Origin of the sequence: Janthinobacterium sp. LS2A (assembly GCF_036543145.1) — a bacterium.
Taxonomy (GTDB): Bacteria; Pseudomonadota; Gammaproteobacteria; order Burkholderiales; family Burkholderiaceae_D; genus Janthinobacterium; species Janthinobacterium aestuarii.
On the sequence record NZ_JAZHPB010000001.1, the window covers coordinates 427,372 to 445,723 of the forward strand.

Here is an 18,352-nt window from a genome sequence, read left to right on the forward strand (position 1 = left end):
CTGTCCTCGTCCAAATGTGCGCGCCTATACCCTTAGCCGTCAAAGAATTGCATGCCAGCATAGGGCGCCGCCCGGCAGGCTGCCAACCGCTGCGCCAAGCTGCCCGCATGGGCTTCCAGCTGATGGCCGTCCGGATCGAGAAAATACAGGGAATCGCCGGCGCTGCGGTTTTGCTGCCATTCGGGCACGCCGGCGGCGCGCAGGCGGGCGGCAAACGGGGCGAAGTCGGCGGACGCGATGGAAAACGCGTAATGCGTGTAGCCGGGGCTGGCCAGCACAGGCGTGTCCTGCCCGTCAAGCGACAGGCATAGCCACAGCTCCCCGGCCGACAGATACGCGCCCCTGTCCCAGCGCGCATGCAGACGCAGGCCCAGGGTCTCGCGGTAAAAGGCGACGCTGCGCGCCAGGTCGCGCACGGACAGGGTGAGGTGGTTCAGGCCGGTCAACATGGTGTTGCTTTCAGGTGCCATCAGACAGGCTCCGCATGCTCCACCATCAATTGCACTTTTGTCGTGCCATTGTATTCATTCGCATCGAGTCTGAACGCGACCCTCGTGCGTTCGCCCAAGGCATCCGTATGCCCGAACCAGATGGCGTCAAAACGCACGCCGTTCTTTTCCAGCAGCAGTTTCAGATGGCGCTCTTTGAGGATGCGCTGGCTGACGACGCGGAATTCGTCGCAGAAGACGGGCGGGGCGAAGCCCTGGCCCCACACCTGGCCATCCATCAGCTCGATGAAGGCCGTCGTGTAATAGGCGTCTTCCAGCGGGCCGTCCGTTTCCACCACCCGTTCCAGCTGTTGCTGGCTCAGCCAGGCCTGGCCCACGGCTTCGAAGGCCTTGGAAAACGCGTCGAAGGCGTCGGCGCGGATGGTCAAGCCCGCCGCCATGGCGTGGCCGCCGAACTTGTCGATCAGGCTCGGCGCCCGTTTCGACACGAGGTCGAGCGCGTCGCGCAAGTGGAAGCCGGGAATCGAGCGTCCGGAGCCCTTGATCCAGCCGTCCGCGCCCGGCGCAAACGTGATGGTCGGGCGGTAGAACTTTTCCTTCAGGCGCGAGGCCACGATGCCGATCACGCCCTGGTGCCATGATTCATCGAAGACGCTGATGGTGCTGCTGTTGGCCGGCTCGAAAGCGTCGAGGTGCAGCAGGGCCGTATCCTGCATTTCCGCTTCGATCTCGCGGCGCTTCAGATTGATGTCGTTCAATTGCTGCGCCAGCGCCCAGGCGCGGCCTTCGTCGTCCGTGACCAGGCATTCGATGCCCAGCGACATGTCTTGCAAGCGGCCGGCCGCATTCAGGCGCGGTCCCAGGGCAAAGCCCAGGTCGAACGGCGTGGCGCTGCGCGCTTCGCGGCCCGCCACGCGGAACAGGGCCGCCACGCCCGCGTGCATATGGCCCTTGCGCATGCGTTTGAGACCTTGCGCGACGAGGATGCGGTTGTTGGTATCGAGGCGCACGACGTCGGCCACCGTGCCCAGCGCCACCAGGTCGAGCAGGTTGTCGAGCTTGGGTTGCGTTTGCGCATCAAAGAGGCCGCGCCGGCGCATTTCCGCGCGCAGGGCCAGCAAGACGTAGAACACGACCCCCACGCCCGCCAGATGCTTGGAAGGGAAACCGCAGGCGGGCTGGTTCGGGTTGACGATGACGGCCGCGTCGGGCAGGGTGTCGGCCGGCAAATGGTGGTCGGTGACGACCACCTGGATGCCGCGCCGGTTCGCTTCGGCCACGCCGTCGATGCTGGCGATGCCGTTGTCGACGGTGATGATGATGTCGGGCGACTTTTCGCGCGCCGTCAGTTCGACGATTTCCGGCGTCAGGCCATAGCCATACTCAAAGCGGTTGGGCACGATGAAGTCGACGTCGGCGCCCATGGCGCGCAAGCCGCGTATGGCCACGGCGCAGGCGGTGGCGCCGTCGCAATCGTAGTCGGCGACGATGACCATGCGCTTCTTGGCGGCAATCGCGTCGGCCAGGAAGACACCGGCCGCGCCGATGTGCAGCAAGCCGGACGGCGGTATCAAGTCTTTCGGCTCGATCGAGAGTTCTTTCGCGTCGGACAGGCCGCGCGACGCGTACAAGCGGGCCAGCACGGGGTGGATGCCGCCCTGGCGCAGCAATTCGGATTCGCGGTAGGGACAGGGACGGGTGGCGATGCGGGTACGGGTCATGATGCTTTCAACTTGTTCAGGGTAATCGCGCGCCAGAATTTGCGCTGCGCGTTCTTGCTGGTGGTGCAGTCCAGCCAGGCGTCGCGGTGGCTCAGCACCAGGCGCAACTGGCCCAGGCGGCCATCCTTGAGGGCCGCCAGCAGGGGCGCGAACCAGTCCGCTTCCAGCGCTTGCAACTGCTGCAGCCACATGCCCCATTCCTGGGCCTGCGCCGCTTCGGTCAGGCCGCCGAGCACGACGATTGCGTCCTGTGTGCTGGCCAGCACACTGTTTGGACTGGCATCGCGCTGCGCCGGTTCCGCCAGCGCGGCCAGCCAGCCCGGTGCGTCCTGCGTATGCAGGCTGGCCGCGCAGCGCGCCGATGCAGATGCCGCCGTGGCCAGGCTGCCGCCCCAGATCCAGAAGGAGTTGATGGCTTTCAAGCCCCGCTCCTCGCGCGCCGCATTGACGGGATGTTCATGCCACAGCATCTGCACTTCATTTTGCAGGCGGCGCGCGGCGCGCGCGTGCTCGCCTTCGGGCATCCACACGGACAAGTCTTGCGTGGTGGCGGCGTCAGGCGTGGCGCACTGCAAGTCGGACCAGGCGTCGGCGCGCATGAACCAGGTGCCCGCGTCGCCATACGCGAGGGGCTGGCCGATCTCGTCGAAATACGGAGCCGCAATGTCGAACAGGGCGCGGCCATCGGCCTCGCTCAGCTTGAGCTGGCGCAAGTCTTCCAGGCTGATATGGCTGCGGGCGATGGCCAGGTGGGCTGGATGCAGCAGGAAGTAGCGCGCGCCCGGTTCCGGCACGAGGCCGTAGCCGCGCATGGACTGGGCGGCAAAAGCCGATTGCGCCGCCTCGCCGTTGGGCGCGGGCGACAGGGTCAAGGCGTGCGCCAGCCACGCTTCGTGCGGCAGCAGGCGGTTGGCGTTGTCAAAATTTTCTAAATTGCAAGTGGATGTGCGCGACAGCAGTGCCGCCAGCGCGGGCGCCTGCAAGACCTTGAGCAGGTCGGCAGCCAGTTCGGCAGTGGGCAAGGCGAAGGGCAGGACGAGGGTAAGTTGATTCATCCCGAGATTGTAGGCGATTGTGGTGGGGGCCGAGAAGGCGCATCTATTTTCAGGGCCGTGATGGCAACACCGGACGCGCCGGAAATGCGAAAAAATTATAAAAATTTTATTGATATTGATGGAAATTAATTTGCTTTTGAAAATATAGTGGATATAATTGCGACAACTTAAATATTAGAAAGACAATCACCCCCTGCTGCGTGGTTGCGTCGTCTGGCTCCTGTGTCCCTCGAAACTGTATACAAGATCTGCCGGCTTCATTTTTAAACAAGTCCCTTCTTGGAAGCCCACCTATGTATACATTCGCCGCTTTGCACGGCCAGGCTGATCGCGCCCTGGCCCTCCGTATTTCCGCTCCTGCCGCCGCCGTGGCATGCCGTCAGGAGGCCGCATGACTACCTACAACCTGTCGACCACGGTCCACGTCTGCGAAGACATCAACAAGAATTTCGATATCCGCGACCTGCTGATCCAGGCCGGCTACTCGGTGCAAGGCGAACTGAATATCAAGAATTTCACGGTTTTGTTGCCGGACGATACGGAATCGACGGAGAACACGCCGCTGTTCGGCATGCTTGACGCGGACACCGTGTACGTGCGTCCCGGCGACTGGGCCGCCAACTACAATGGCAGCTTCTCGACCATCCAGGTGACGATCGACAAGGGCAATGGCGATATCGTCCAGCTGAGCCTGCAAGTCATCATCGATCCCGTCAATGATGCGCCCGATGCGGCCGACAAGACCTTCACTCTGGCCGACGGTGCCAGCGTCGTGCTGAGCGAAAGCGATTTCGGCTTCCACGACGACGTCGAGCACGATGGCTTCAAGTCCATCGTCATCACGAATACCACCACGGCGGGCCAGGTCTTGCTCAACGGCGTGGCCGTGGCGGTGGGCACGGAGGTCTCCATCGACGATATCCGCGCGGGCCACCTGGTCTTCGTGCCCAGCCAGACCGTGGCCGGCGACTTCGACCTCGGTTTCAAGGTGCGCGATGATGGCGGCATGGACGGCTGCAATGCGCAAGACCTGAGCCTGGCGCCCCATTACCTGACCTTCAAGGTGCCGATGGCCCACCTTGGCGACTTCGTGTGGGAAGACAAGAACGCCAACGGCGTGCAAGACGCGGGCGAGGCGGGCATCGCCAATGTCGTCGTGCAACTGAAGGATACGGCCGGCAATGTGGTGGCCTCCACCACGACGGACGCCAGCGGCGGCTACCACTTCGACGTCAATCCCGGTACCTATTCAGTGACCGTGGTGGCGCCCGCCGGCTACGTGCCGACGGCGGCGAACCAGGGCGGCGACACGGCCAAGGACAGCAATATCGATGCGGCCGGCAAGATGGCGCCCGTCACCCTGGCGCCGGGCGAGACCAATTTGACCCTCGATGCGGGCCTGTACCGCACGGCCGAGCTGGGCGACCGCGTCTGGTTCGATACGAACAAGAATGGCGTGCAGGATGCGGGTGAAGCGGGCGCCGCAGGCGTGAAAGTGACCTTGCTCGATGCGTCGGGCAACGCCGTCGGCAGCCCGCTCATCACGGACGCAAATGGCAACTATCTGTTCACGAACCTGAAACCAGGCGCTTACAGCGTGCAGTTCGACAAAACCACCTTGCCATCCGGCTACGCCTTCACGGGCCAGGACCAGGGCGGCGACGGTCAGCGTGACTCGGACGCCAATGCCGACGGCCGCACGGCCCAAGTGCTGCTGGCCTCGGGCGACAGCAATCACAGCGTGGACGCCGGCATCGTCGCCTTGCCAGCCACCCTGGGCGATCGGGTCTGGCACGACAGCAACGCGAACGGCATCCAGGATGCGGGCGAGTCCGGCATAGTCGGCGTCACCGTGCAGCTGAAAAACGCGGCCGGCAGCGTGATCGGTTCGACCTTGACGGACGCCACCGGCTATTACAACTTCAATGTCGATCCTGGCACGTATTCGATCGCCGTCGTCGCCCCAGCCGGCTATCTGACGACGGTCAAGGACGCGGGCGGCAACGATGCGCTCGACAGCGACATCAATACGCTGGGCAACAGCGGCCAGGTGACGGTGGCCGCCGGCCAGAACTACAGGGATCTCGATGCCGGCCTGTACAAGACGGCGTCCATCGGCGACCGCGTGTGGTTCGACGCGAACGGCAACGGCACGCAGGATGCGGGCGAGGCGGGCGTTTGTGGGGTGAAAGTCAACCTGTACAACGCGCAAGGTGCCGTCGTGGCCAGCGCCACCACGGATGCCAGCGGCAATTATCTGTTCAGCAACCTGGTGCCAGGCAATTACTATCTGGGCTTCGTGCCGCCGGCCGGCTACGGCTTCACCAAGGCCGATATCGGCGGTTACGCCACCGATTCGGACGTTAATCCGGCCACCGGCTTCACCACCACGTGGACCACCCTGAAGTCGGGCGACGTGCAGCTGGACTGGGATGCGGGCCTGGTGAAACTGAACACGGCATCCATCGGCGACCGCGTATGGGAAGACAAGAACTACAACGGCGTGCAGGAGGCGGGCGAACTGGGCGTGGCGGGGGTGAAAGTCAACCTGCTCAATGCGTACAACCAGGTCATCGCCACGACGACGACGAATGCCAGCGGCAATTACTTGTTCAGCGAACTGGCGGCCGGCAGCTACAAGGTGGAAGTCATCCGTCCATCGGGCTTTTACTACACCAAGGCCAATGTGGGCGTTGACACGGCCGATTCCGACGTCGATGTCAGCACGGGGCGCTCGGGCCTGATCAACCTGGCCGCAGGCCAGAACGACATGAGCTGGGATGCTGGCATCTACCGCAAGGCCAGCCTGGGCGACAAGGTGTGGCGCGACGCCGACCATGACGGCGTGCAGGACTACAACGAGGCGGGCATCGCCAACATCAAGGTGCAGCTGTACTCGGGCAGCGGCGTGCTGCTGGCCACCACCTACACGAATGCCTACGGCAACTACCTGTTCAGCAACCTCGATCCGGGCAGCTATTCGCTCAAATTCGACAAGTCGGGCGTGTACCACGCGGGCTACGCCATGGATACGTGGCGCTGGGGCGCGAAGAACGTGGGCACGAACGATAACATCGATTCGGACGTCAACAGCAATGGCACGACGGGCAACGTGGTCTACACGGACATCCTGAAACTGGCGTCGGGCCAGAACGACATGAGCTGGGATGCGGCCATCACGCCCATCGTCATCGACCTCAACGGTGACGGCGTGCACACGATCGCCCGCGCCGACTTCCATGGCAGCTTCGACTTGCTGGGCACGGGCAGCGCGATCCAGACGGGCTGGGTCTCGGCCCAGGACGGCTTGCTGGCCATCGACAGCAATTGCAATGGCAAGATCGACAACATCTCCGAACTGTTCGGCGGCAACGAGAAGGGCACGGGCTTTGCCAAGCTGTCCAGCCATGACTCGAACGGCGACGGCGTGGTCGATGCGCACGATGACAAGTTTGCGGAACTGCGCATCTGGCGCGACGCCAACAGCAACGGCGTGACGGACGATGGCGAGCTGATGTCCTTGCACGACGCCGGCGTGGCCAGCCTGACGGTCAGCTACACGGAACTGCCTTTCCTCGACGCCAACAGCAATCTGCACCTCGAGCGCAGCAGCGCCACCCTGGCCGACGGCAAGACGGTCGACATGACGGATGTGTATTTCAACGTCGATGCCAAGGATGCGGCCGCCGCCGGCGTGACCTTGCCGAGCATGGCTGACCTGCTGCGCGACGACAGCACGCTCGATGTGGTGCTGGGCCAGGACGGCACGGTCAACACGGTCGCTGCCGCCCAGGCTGCCCCGGCTGCCGAAGCCCAGGCCCAGTGCGAGATGGCCGACCTCTTGCGCCGCGCCATGGCCCACGCGAATGTCCAGCCCCAGGAAATGGCTGCCTGATGTCCCTTGCCGGCCCGTAATCCTGCCCGGCAATGCCGCACCGGCGCACCCGTCACGGGGCGCCGGCGCTTTCCACGCTTTTTCCACACTTGATAATAGAAATAGGGAAACCAATATGAAACAATCCATGCACCTGTTCGTCCGCGGCGCCATCGCCGCCGCCACGTTCGCCCTGGCCAGCGGCAGCGCCCTGGCCGCCTCCAACCTGCAAGTCGTCGATTCGCACAGCGTCAGCCTGTTTACGGCTACCGGCGGCGCCTTCGGCTCGGGCAGCGCCATCTCGCCGACCTTGTGGGAAGTCAAATACGACAGCAACACCTTCCTGGCGTTTTGCCTCGATCCCCATGTCGCACTGAGCAACAATTCGAACAGCTACAGCAGCGGCGTCTTCGCCGCCAGCGATGCCGTCAAACGCCTGTATGAAGGCTATTACGCCTCGTCCGTCTCCAGTGTGTCGACCAGCGCCAACAGCGCCGCTGCCTTCCAGCTGGCCCTGTGGGAATTGAATAATGACAACACGAACCTGCTGACGGGCGACCTGCGCTTCAAAAGCCTGAGCAATGCCGTCGTCAGCCAGGCCAACACCATGCTGGGCGTGGCCACGGGCAATGGCGCCATCCAGAACCTGTACAACTATACGAGCTTGAGCAGCGTCAACCCGGCTTCGCAAACCCTGCTTTCCGTGTCGCCAGTGCCGGAAGCGCAAACCTGGGCCATGCTGGTCGCGGGCCTGGGCCTGCTGGGCTTCATGGCGCGCCGCCGCAAGGGCGCTTCCGCGCTGATTTAATTATTACTCATCGCTCATCGCGCAAGCGATAGCGTTCCCGCTGCGGCGCGCCCGACCGGCCCGCCGCAGCGTTTTATTGTGAATCCATCATGACCCCACCCCCCGATACTTCCATCGCGTCCGCCGGCGCGTCCACCGATACCATCGCCGACGCCATCGTCTTCCTCGCGCGCTTTTTCGGCGTGGCCGTGCAGGCCGAGCGCCTGCGCGCCAGCGTGACCGCGCATGGTGAAGCGGCCGCCGCCGATTTCCTCGACCAGGCGCTGGCGCAAGCCACCCTGGCCGGCACAGCGTTGCCTGCAGACAAGCCGCGCCGCGCTACGGAAATGCCGGCCTTGCTGCTCAACGGGGAAGGGCAGGCGCTGGTGGTGCTGACTATTGCTGACGGCAAATACGAATGCCACGTGCCCGGCATCGACGGCAGCGCCTGGCTGGACGCGGCCGCGCTGGTGCAGGAAGTGCCCGATGCACGCTGGGTGGCCGTGCGGCCCGTACTGTTTTTCGACCAGCGCAGCCTGCTCTACAGCATGCCGGTGGCGGGGCGCTGGTTCTGGGATGTCTTCAACCGCAACCGCTGGGTCTTCCGCTGGGCCTTGCTGGGCACCCTGGTGCTCAATATCATCGGCGCGCTGGTGCCGTTCTATGCGATGGCCGTGTACGATCGCGTGATCCCGAACAATGCCACGTCCAGCCTGTGGGTGCTGACGATCGCCGTCGTGGTGCTGACGGGTTTCGAGCTGGCCCTGCGCCTGTTGCGCGGCGAACTGGTGGAAACGGCGTCGCGCCGCATGGACGTGGCGCTGTCGTCGAACATCTTTGCCCAGTGTTTGCGCCTGCGCGCGGCCAGCCGGCCGGCCTCTGGCGGCACCCTGGCCAATACCGTGCGCGATTTCGAATCCGTGCGCGAATTCTTTGCTTCGACCACCCTGACGACCCTGGGCGACTTGCCGTTCCTGCTGCTGTTCCTGCTGGTGATCGCCCTGGTGGGCGGCTGGCTCGTGCTCGTGCCCCTGGCCGTCATCCCGATTTTGCTGCTGGTGGCCTTTGCTTCGCGCGCGGCCCTGGCGCGCCACGTGGCCGCCTCGATGCAGGAAAGCGCGCAGCGCACGGCGCACCTGTTTGAAACCATGAATGGCCTCGACACCATCAAGGCGCTGGGCGCCGAAGCGTGGAGCCGGCGCAAATGGGAGAGCCTGACGGTGGCCATCGCCGCCAACAGCGTCGAGACGCGCGAAATCGTCAGCCGCGTCAATTACATCAACACGGCCGTGCTGGCCCTGTCCGGCGTGGCCGTGGTGGCCACGGGCGCCTTGCTGATGGGCGAACACCTGCTGACCCTGGGCCAGATCATCGCCGTGAGCATGCTGACAGGCCGCGCGCTGGCGCCCGTGAGCCAGATCGCGGGCCTGATCATGCGCTGGGAGCAGACCAAATTGTCCTACCACGCTCTGAATAAAATCATGGAAGCGCCGACCGATGACGACGCGGCCAGCCTGCAGGCGCCGCCCCTGTCCGGGCGCATCGAGTTTCGCGACGTGGGCTTTGCCTACCCGAATTCGCCGCCGCTGCTCGATAAACTCAACCTGCACATCCGCCCCGGCGAACGGGTCGGCGTGATCGGCAAGCTCGGTTCCGGCAAGAGCACCTTGCTGCGCCTGCTGTTGAACCAGTACGGGCCGCAAAGCGGCAGCGTGCTGTTCGACGACCTGGCGAGCACACAGCTCGAACCTTTGAGCCTGCGCCGCCAGATCGGCTATGTGCCGCAGGACGTGACCCTGTTCCACGGCACCCTGCGCGAAAACATCGAACTGGGACGCAGCCAGCCCGACGACGCGGGCCTGCTCGACGCCATCCGCCTGGCCTGCCTCGACGACATCATTACCCAGCTGCCCAACGGCGTGGCGACGGAAGTGGGCGAGCGGGGCGAACGCCTGTCCGGCGGCCAGCGGCAAGCCGTGGCCATGGCCCGCGCCTTGCTCGCGAAACCGCCGATGCTGCTGCTCGATGAACCGAGCAGCATGTTCGACCCGGCCACCGAGCAGCGCTTGATCGGCCGGCTGCGCACCTTGAAAGACACGACCATCGTGCTGGTCACCCACCGCATGGCCATGCTGGCGCTGGTCGACCGCCTGATCGTCTTTGACAAGGGACGCATCGTGGCCGACGGCCCGCGCGATGAGGTCATGCGCGTGTTGAACAGCCAGGCGGCCAGGCCTGCGGCGGAACAGGGAGTGGCGGCATGAGCGCCCTGAACGCCCGACCGCTGCCAACAGCCCACCCGGACCCGGAACGCGAACCGCAGCGCATTGTTCTGTGCATGCTGGCGCTGATCGCCGTGCTGCTGGTGTTGACCCTGGCCTGGGCCACCTTCGCCCAGCTCGACGTGTCCGTGAATGGCCGTGGCGCCATCACGCCGCCGTCGCATCTGCAGGAAGTGCAAAGCCTGGAAGGGGGCATCGTGCGCGAAATGCTGGTGAAACCGGGCCAGCGCGTGCGGCGCGGCGACTTGCTGCTGCGCCTGGACACGGCACAGTACGAGGCCAACCTGGGCGCCAGCGTGCAGAATCGCCTGGCCGCGCTGGCGGGCAGGGCGCGCCTCGACGCGCTGCTGTCCGGCGGTAGGCCCCGGTTTGCGCCGGAATGGCAGCAGGAAGCGCCCGAGCTGATCGCCAAGGAAACGCAGTTGTGGCGCGACGGCCAGCGCGAATTCGCGTCGGCCACGGCGGCCGCGCACGAAGGCGTGACGCGCCGGCGCGGCGAGCTGGCCGAGGCGCACAGCCGCATCGCCCAACTCGATACGGGCCTCAAAATCGCCCTGGAAAGCCTGTCGATCGAAGAGCGTTTGTTCAAGGAGGGCGCCGGTTCGCGCGGCGACTACCTGAATGCGCAGCAGCGCGTGCAGCAGCAGCGCACGGAACTCGACAGTCTGCGCGCGTCCGTGCCGCGTCTGGCGGCCACCCTGGCCGAGGCGCAGGCCCAGGCGGGCGAAGTGGAAGCGCGCATGCGCGGCCAGTGGGGCGCCCAGCGCAGCGAATACGAAACCAAGGCCGGCGCCCTGGCCAGCACCGTCAAGGGCCAGCAAGACCAGGTGAGCCGGCGCGACGTGACGGCGCCCGTCGACGGCGTCGTCAACCGCGTACTGGTGGCAACTGTCGGCGGCGTGGCGCAGCCGGGCAAACCTATCCTGGAAATCGTGCCCGCCGATTCGGAAATGCTGATCTCCGTGCGCGTCAAGCCGTCGGACATCGGTTTTATCCACGTGGGGCAGCGCGCGTCGGCCAATGTGCTGGCGTATGACGCCACCACGTATGGACGCATGCAGGCGCAGGTGGTGCGCGTGGGGGCCGACGCGATTCCTGATGAACGCAACGAGCCGTATTTCGAGGTACAGCTGAGTACCGACCGCAGCCAGCTGACGGCGCACGGCAAGGTGCTGCCGATTACGCCCGGCATGCCCGTCGACGTGGGCATCCTGACGGGGCGCCGCTCGGTGCTGCAATATGTGTTCAAGCCCGTGCTGCGCGGCTTGCAGTCTTCCCTGCAGGAGCGGTGATGCGTGCTTTTTTACTTTTCATGGCATTCGCCTGCGCAAACGCGGCCGCCCAACCAGCGCCACCGGCCGCTTTCCAGGCGCAGTCCGTGCGCGGCTTGCCGGCCTTGCTGGCCCGCGCCGTGCCGCGCGATCCGCAGGTGATCGCGGCGCAGGCGGCGCTGGCCACCGCCGAAGCGCGCTACAAGCAGGCCCGCTCGCGTTTGTTCCCGACGGCGGCGCTGCAGGCGACGCGGGGCCGCAGCAATGACCTCGACGGCACCCTGGACGTGGAACGCCGCACGCACCAGGTGGAAGCGAGCGTGCGCTGGAATGTCTACAACGGCGGCGCCGACCGCGCCGAACTCGATGCGGCTGAGCGCGAGATGGTGGGCGCCGCCTTCGACGTGGAACGGGCACGCGCGGACAGCGCGGAAAAGCTGGCCGAAGCGTATTTCGACATGCAGCGCCTGGAACGCAGCCTGCTGCAGTCGCAGGAACGCCTGCGTGACGTGACACTGCTGGTGCGGCAGGTGACGCGCCAGGCGGAACTGGGCAAAGCGTCGGAAGTGGACCGCGAATTGGCGCAAAGTTCGCAGCTGGACGCGGAACTGGTGCACGACGGTTTGCTGACGGACCAGCAGGCGGCGCGCATCAAGCTCGAAGCGCTGGCCTTCGAACCGGTGGCGCAGTTTGCCGATTTTGCCTTTGCGCCGCTGCCGGCGCAGGCCCTGGAGAATGCTGATACGCAGCACGCGCAGTTGCGCGCCGCGCGCGAGCGGGCGGCGGCGGCCCAGCTGCGCGTGCGTGGCGTGGCTGCCACCTTGGCCCCGAAAATCGACCTGAATGTCAGCCATCTGCTCAATAACAAGACCACGCCGCCGCCGTCGACCATCCAGCAGCGGGGCTGGTCGGTGGGCGTTTCCTGGGAATTCCCGCTGGGCGGCGGTAGCCTGGCGCAGCGCGACGAGAGCATCAGCCGCGCCCAGGCGGCCGAGGCGGACGTGGCGCGCGCCGAGCAGGGCACGCGCGCCGACCTGGCCAGCATGCTGCCGCGCATCGCCAATGCGCAGCGTACCCTGGCCCTGCTCGACGAACAGGAAAAGAAGATGGCCTTCGTCGTGCGCGGCGGGACCATCCAGTATGAGGCGGGCCGGCGCAACCTGCAGCAGGTCATCCAGACGCGCGACAGCTATTTCACGATACAGCAGCGGCGCAGCGACCAGCTGCACCGTCTGACCGTGGCGCAGATGCGCCAGTACGCGCTGGCAGGGCGGCTGCTGGCCGTGTTCGGCCTGGCGCAGGAGGCAAAATAGGGCCGGCGTGCGCGGTTTCACACATGGATCACGCAGACTTGATGCATGAAATGCCCATTATGTGGCACACTGCGCGCTCGCATATCATCGTTGTCGCGGGAGCGCATGAGCATCATCAAACAATTTCCCTTCGAGTGGCAGGTCGGCGTGCGCTATACGCGCGCCGGGAAACGCAGTGGCCGCAACAGCTTCATTTCCTTCATCTCCCTCATTTCCGTGGCCGGCATCGGCCTGGGCGTGGCCGCCCTGATCGTCGTCCTGTCCGTCATGAACGGCTTTCAGAAGGAGGTCACGGACCGGCTGATGTCGGTGCTGGCCCACGTCGAGGTGTTCGATACCAGCGGCTCCATGCCGAACTGGCAGGCGCAGGAGCGCGCCGCCTACGCCAACCCGCAAGTGAAGGCCGTGTCGCCGTTCGTGGAAACCCAGGGCATGCTGCTCAACGACGAAACCATGCGCCCGTCCGTCGTGCGCGGGGTGCTGCCGCAGCAGGAAGCCACCGTCTCCAGCGTGGCGAGCCAGATGAAGCAGGGCAGTTTCAACGATCTCACGCCAGGTTCGTACAACATCGTGCTGGGCATCGACCTGGCCAAGGCGCTCGATGTGAAAGTGGGGCAGAACGTCACCCTGATGCTGGAACGCGAGCCGAGGGCGGGCGATCCGGCCAATGGCATCGTCATGCCGCGCATGCGCGCGCTCAAGGTCGCCGGCATCTTCGAGGCGGGCCACAATGAACTCGATGGCAGCCTGGCCTTCGTCAACATGCAGGATGCGGAGCAGCTGCTGCAGCTCGATGGCCCGTCCGGCCTGCGTCTGCGTTTGCACGACATGAACAAGGCGCCGCAGGTGGCGCGTGAACTCAAGACGTCGATGCCGGGCCAGCTGTGGATGCGCGACTGGTCGCGCGCCAGCGCCAGCTGGTATGCGCTGGTGCAAAGCCAGAAGAACATGATGTTCATCATCCTCAGCATGATCATCGCCGTGGCCGCGTTCAACCTCGTCTCGACCCTGGTGATGTCGGTCACTGACAAGCAGGCCGACATTGCGATCCTGCGCACCTTGGGCGCCTCGCCGTTCTCCATCATGAAGATTTTCATGATCCAGGGCGCGCTGGTCGGCTTGCTGGGCAGTGCGCTGGGCGTGATCGGCGGCGTCGTGCTGGCGCTGAACGTGGGCGTCATCGTGCCCTTCATCGAAGGCATCTTCGGCCTGCACTTCATTTCGAAGGAAATCTACCAGATCAGCGCCGTGCCGTCGGACGTGCACTGGCTGGACGTGGCGCAGATCGGCCTGATCGCCTTTGGCCTGGCGCTGGTGGCGACCATCTACCCGAGCTGGCGCGCCGCGCGTGTCAAGCCGGCCGAGGCGCTGCGGTATGAGTAATTGGCTGATCAACAAACTGCCGGGGTCAGACCCTGCGGGTCAGACCCCTGAGAATTAACGAATCAATGAGTATGTTAAAAAATCTTCCCTTCGAATGGCTGGTCGGCCTGCGCTACACGCGGGCCGGCAAGCGCAGTGGCCGCAACAGTTTTATCTCTTTTATCTCGCTCATTTCCATGGCCGGCATCGGCCTGGGTGTGGCGGCGCTGATCGTCGTGCTGTCCGTGATGAACGGCTTCCAGAAGGAAGTGACGGACCGCATGCTGTCCGTGCTGGCCCACGTGGAAGTGTTCGACAACAGCGGCAGCATGCCGGACTGGCGCGCGGAAGCTGCGCAAGCGTTCAAGAATCCGGCCGTGAAGGGCGCCGCGCCGTTCGTGGAAACGCAGGGCATGCTGCTGCGCGACGATGCGCTGCGCCCCGCCATCGTGCGCGGCGTGCTGCCCGAGGAAGAACCGAACGTCTCCGACGTGGCCGGCCAGACGCGCATGGGCAGCTTCAAGGCGCTGCAGCCGGGTACCTTCAATATCGTGCTGGGCATCGAGCTGGCGCGCGCTTTGCGCGTCAACCTCGGCGAAAAGGTCACCTTGATGCTGGCGCAGGGCCAGGTCACGCCGGCCGGCGTGCTGCCGCGCATGCGCAGCTTTACCGTCAGCGGCATCTTCCAGGCGGGCCACAATGAATTCGACGCAGGCCTGGCCTTCATCAATATCGAAGACGGCCAGCGTTTGCTGCGCCTCGACGGCCCGTCGGGCCTGCGTCTGCGCCTGGCCGACATGAACCAGGCGCCGCAAGTGGCGGCGGAGCTGAAAAAAACCATGCCGGGCGACCTGTGGCTGCGCGACTGGTCCAAGCTGAATGCCAACTGGTTTGCCGCCGTGCAGACGGAAAAACGCATGATGTTCATCATCCTGACCCTGATCATCGCCGTGGCCGCCTTCAACCTCGTATCGACCCTGGTGATGACGGTGACGGACAAGCAGGCCGATATCGCGATTCTGCGCACACTGGGCGCTTCGCCCCGTTCCATCATGAAGATATTCATGATCCAGGGCGCGCTGGTGGGCATTTTGGGCACGATACTGGGTGTGGGCGGCGGCGTGCTGGTGGCCATGAACATCGACGTCATCGTGCCCTTCATCGAGCACCTGCTGGGCGTGCAGTTCCTCTCGAAGGACATCTATTTCATCAGCACCGTGCCGTCCGACCTGCGCTGGCCCGACGTCACCAAGATCGGCGTGCTGGCCGTGATCCTCGCCTTTTTGGCGACCCTGTACCCAAGCTGGTGGGCTGCCCGCGTGAAACCTGCGGAAGCCCTGCGCTATGAATAAACCACTGACTACGACCATGACCGATCTGAACAAACCTGCCTCCAACGGCGCTTCCGCCGATTCCGCCGTCCTTTCCTGCCGCGGCCTGGGCAAGACTTTCACGCAGGGCAGCTACAAGGTGCAGGTGCTGGCGGGCATCGATATCGATGTGCACCGCGGCGAACGCGTCGCCATCGTCGGCGCCTCCGGTTCCGGCAAATCGACCCTGCTGCACTTGCTGGGCGGCCTCGATACGCCCACCAGCGGCAAGGTCACCTTGCTGGGCAAGGACTTCGCCAATTTGAGCGAAAAGGCGCGCGGCGACTTGCGCAATGCCTCGCTGGGTTTTGTGTACCAGTTCCACCACCTGCTGCCCGAGTTTTCCGCACTCGACAACGTCGCCATGCCGCTGATGATACGGCGCATGAAGCGCGCGCCCGCCACCGAGCTGGCGCAGCAGATCCTCACCCGCGTGAATCTGGCCAAGCGGGTCACACACACGCCCGGTGAATTGTCGGGCGGCGAGCGCCAGCGCGTGGCCCTGGCCCGCGCCCTCGTCACGCAGCCGGCCTGCGTGCTGGCCGATGAACCGACGGGCAATCTCGATCACGCCACGGCCGAACAGATTTTCGACCTGATGCTGGAACTGTCGCGCACCCTGGGCACGGCCTTCGTCATCGTCACGCACGATATCGAACTGGCCAAGCGCTGCGACCGCGTGCTGCGCCTGACGGACGAAGGGCTGCAACCGTACCAATACTAAGGAGCCGCCATGCTGTGGATCGACACGCACTGCCACCTCGACGCGCATGAATTCGGCAGCGAATCGCTGCAGGTGGCGGCGCGCGCGCAGCAGCAAGGCGTGGGCATGATCGTCATTCCCGCCGTCGAACGGGCCAATTTCGCCATCGTGCGCGACCTGGCGGCAGCGGCGCCCAACGCCTGCTATGCGCTGGGCATCCACCCGATCTACGTGCCGCACGCTACGGATGACGATTTGATCGCGCTGCGCGAGGCCGTGGCGCTGGCCATGAATGACCCGCGTTTTGTCGCCATCGGCGAAATCGGCCTCGATTTCTTCATTCCCATGCTGTGCGAACCGGCCATGCGCGCCAAGCAGGAACACTTCCTGCGCGAGCAGCTGAGAATCGCCCGCGACTTCGACCTGCCCGTGCTCACCCACGTGCGCCGCTCGCAGGATATCGTCCTCAAGCACGCGCGCCAGATCCGTCCGAACGGCGGCATCGCCCATGCGTTCAATGGCAGCTTCCAGCAGGCGCAGGGCTATATCGACCTCGGTTTCAAGCTGGGGTTTGGCGGCGCCATGACGTTTACGCGCGCCTTGCAGATACGCCGCATGGCCACGGAATTGCCCCTGGACGCCATCGTATTGGAGACGGACGCGCCCGATATTTCCCCGGCCTGGGTGCACCCTGGCCGCAACAGCCCCGAAGAATTGCCGCGCATCGGCGCCGTGCTGGCCGAGCTGCGCGGCCTGGCATTGGCCGACGTGGCCATTGCCACCAGCGCCAACGCGCGCGCCGTGATGCCCCGATTACCTTTGATGGAATGAGACCACAATGAATAACAAGATCATCCTGGCCACTTGCCTGTCCGGTGCGTTCGCTCCCGTTATGGCGGCGACCGGCGCCCAGTGCGACGGCTTGCCCCGTCTCGACGTCGCTACGCCGGCCGGCTTTTGCGTGGCCGTGTTGGCCGACGGCCTGAAATTCCCCCGCGGCGTGCTGCCGCTGACGAATGGCGACATCCTCGTCACCGACATGACGGGATGGGCGCCGAAGCAGGGTAAATTGTGGCTGTTGCAGCCCAAGGCGGCCGGTGGCGGCTACGAGCGCAAGCTGCTGCTCGATAAGCTCGATCGCCCGAACGGCATCGTGCAGGGGCCGGACGGCATGGTCTACGTGGGCGAAGTAGGGCGCATCTTCCGCTTCGACCTGCGCGATACCACCCGCAAGCTCACCGACGTGATCGGCGGCACGTCCAAGACGCCGCGCCTGCCGGGCCTCGGTTTGCACCTGCTGACGAATATGCGCTTCAGCCCCAAGGGCGACCTGTACGTGAACGTGGGCTCGAGCACCGACCATTGCGAGAACGACGGCAAGGCGCCCGATCCGGCCAAAGCCTGTCCTTCGGCGGAGGGGCTGGAAGCGCTGGGCGCCATCCGCGAATACACGATGGCCTGGCCGGCTGGCACGGTGACGAGCTGGCGCACGCATGCGCGCGGCTTGCGCAATTCGATGGCACTGGCTTTTCACCCTGCGACGGGCGAGCTGTGGCAGGCGGAAAACTCGCGCGACGCCATCCAGGCCGCCATGCCGCAGTTGAAAAGCGACGAGAACCTGCCGCACGAGGAACTCAACCTGATCAAGTCCGACCGGCACTACGGCTGGCCGTACTGCTATGACGACAATGTCGCCAGTCCCGAATATCCGAAGACGGCTTGCGACGCCCAATATGCGGCGCCCGAGCGCCTGCTGCCAGGCCACGCCGCGCCGCTGGGTATGACCTTTTACACGGCCAGCCGCTTCCCGGCGCTGTACAAGAATAGCCTGATCATCGGCTACCACGGCTACCGCAGCAATGGCCACCGCCTGGTGGCCCTGCTGCCCGACAAGGCCGGTGCGCCGCTGGGCAAGTCCGTCGAGTTGATCAGCAACTGGGAGCGCAAGGGCAAGCAGGGCAGGGGCGCGCCCGTCGACGTGAAGCTGGGGCAGGACGGCGATATTTATATGGCTGACGACCATAATGGGCTGGTGCTGAAATTGCATTATGCGGCGCCGGGCAAACCATAACTTTCACCGGTCTCGTACGTGTAGGTCGGATTAGCGGGGCAACGCCGCGCGTAATCCGACATCATTGTTGGCGTTACAGGTGTTGTCGGCTTAC

Annotated in this window: 13 protein-coding genes; 10 read left to right on the forward strand and 3 right to left on the reverse strand. The window is 64.9% G+C overall.

Going from position 1 to position 18,352, the window contains the following annotated elements:
- Positions 1-32: 32 nt before the first annotated feature.
- Genes fos through V3C40_RS02010 form a run of 3 tightly spaced genes read right to left on the reverse strand, consistent with a single transcriptional unit; the run spans position 33 to position 3,225 of the window.
- On the reverse strand, positions 33-449 hold the full coding sequence (gene fos / locus V3C40_RS02000; protein ID WP_331776847.1) for a fosfomycin resistance glutathione transferase: 417 nt from the start codon (positions 447-449) through the stop codon (positions 33-35).
- A 20-nt stretch (positions 450-469) separates the two neighbouring features.
- A complete protein-coding gene (gene recJ, locus V3C40_RS02005) occupies positions 470-2,170 on the reverse strand; it encodes a single-stranded-DNA-specific exonuclease RecJ (protein ID WP_034755437.1) in 1,701 nt (566 codons plus the stop codon).
- The gene (locus V3C40_RS02010) at positions 2,167-3,225 is read right to left on the reverse strand and encodes a hypothetical protein (RefSeq protein ID WP_331776345.1); all 1,059 of its coding nucleotides are present in this window, start codon (positions 3,223-3,225) and stop codon (positions 2,167-2,169) included. The genes recJ and V3C40_RS02010 overlap by 4 nt, the downstream gene beginning before the upstream one ends.
- Before the next feature lie 391 nt (positions 3,226-3,616).
- Between V3C40_RS02010 and V3C40_RS02015 the strand changes: the two genes are divergently transcribed.
- The 10 genes from V3C40_RS02015 (at position 3,617) to V3C40_RS02060 (ending at position 18,258) form a co-directional block, all read left to right on the forward strand.
- Positions 3,617-7,120, forward strand: coding sequence for an SdrD B-like domain-containing protein (locus V3C40_RS02015; protein ID WP_331776346.1), 3,504 nt, complete (start codon positions 3,617-3,619; stop codon positions 7,118-7,120).
- 115 nt (positions 7,121-7,235) lie between these two features.
- A complete protein-coding gene (locus V3C40_RS02020) occupies positions 7,236-7,907 on the forward strand; it encodes a PEP-CTERM sorting domain-containing protein (RefSeq protein WP_331776347.1) in 672 nt (223 codons plus the stop codon).
- 89 nt (positions 7,908-7,996) lie between these two features.
- A complete protein-coding gene (locus V3C40_RS02025) occupies positions 7,997-10,150 on the forward strand; it encodes a type I secretion system permease/ATPase (protein ID WP_331776348.1) in 2,154 nt (717 codons plus the stop codon).
- The gene (locus tag V3C40_RS02030; protein WP_331776349.1) at positions 10,147-11,460 is read left to right on the forward strand and encodes an HlyD family type I secretion periplasmic adaptor subunit; all 1,314 of its coding nucleotides are present in this window, start codon (positions 10,147-10,149) and stop codon (positions 11,458-11,460) included. The genes V3C40_RS02025 and V3C40_RS02030 overlap by 4 nt, the downstream gene beginning before the upstream one ends.
- The gene (locus V3C40_RS02035; RefSeq protein ID WP_331776350.1) at positions 11,460-12,752 is read left to right on the forward strand and encodes a TolC family protein; all 1,293 of its coding nucleotides are present in this window, start codon (positions 11,460-11,462) and stop codon (positions 12,750-12,752) included. Before V3C40_RS02030 ends, V3C40_RS02035 begins: the two co-directional genes overlap by 1 nt.
- A 105-nt stretch (positions 12,753-12,857) precedes the next feature.
- On the forward strand, positions 12,858-14,135 hold the full coding sequence (locus V3C40_RS02040) for a lipoprotein-releasing ABC transporter permease subunit (RefSeq protein ID WP_331776351.1): 1,278 nt from the start codon (positions 12,858-12,860) through the stop codon (positions 14,133-14,135).
- A 65-nt stretch (positions 14,136-14,200) separates the two neighbouring features.
- Positions 14,201-15,466 (forward strand): lipoprotein-releasing ABC transporter permease subunit, encoded by a 1,266-nt coding sequence (locus V3C40_RS02045; protein ID WP_046682975.1) that lies wholly within the window; start codon positions 14,201-14,203, stop codon positions 15,464-15,466.
- A 16-nt stretch (positions 15,467-15,482) separates the two neighbouring features.
- Positions 15,483-16,208, forward strand: coding sequence for a lipoprotein-releasing ABC transporter ATP-binding protein LolD (gene lolD, locus V3C40_RS02050; RefSeq protein ID WP_034788536.1), 726 nt, complete (start codon positions 15,483-15,485; stop codon positions 16,206-16,208).
- A 12-nt stretch (positions 16,209-16,220) separates the two neighbouring features.
- Positions 16,221-17,018, forward strand: coding sequence for a TatD family hydrolase (locus V3C40_RS02055; RefSeq protein ID WP_331776848.1), 798 nt, complete (start codon positions 16,221-16,223; stop codon positions 17,016-17,018).
- A gap of 7 nt (positions 17,019-17,025) precedes the next feature.
- Positions 17,026-18,258, forward strand: a complete 1,233-nt coding sequence (locus V3C40_RS02060) for a PQQ-dependent sugar dehydrogenase (protein ID WP_070304954.1) — start codon at positions 17,026-17,028, stop codon at positions 18,256-18,258.
- Positions 18,259-18,352: the final 94 nt, after the last annotated feature.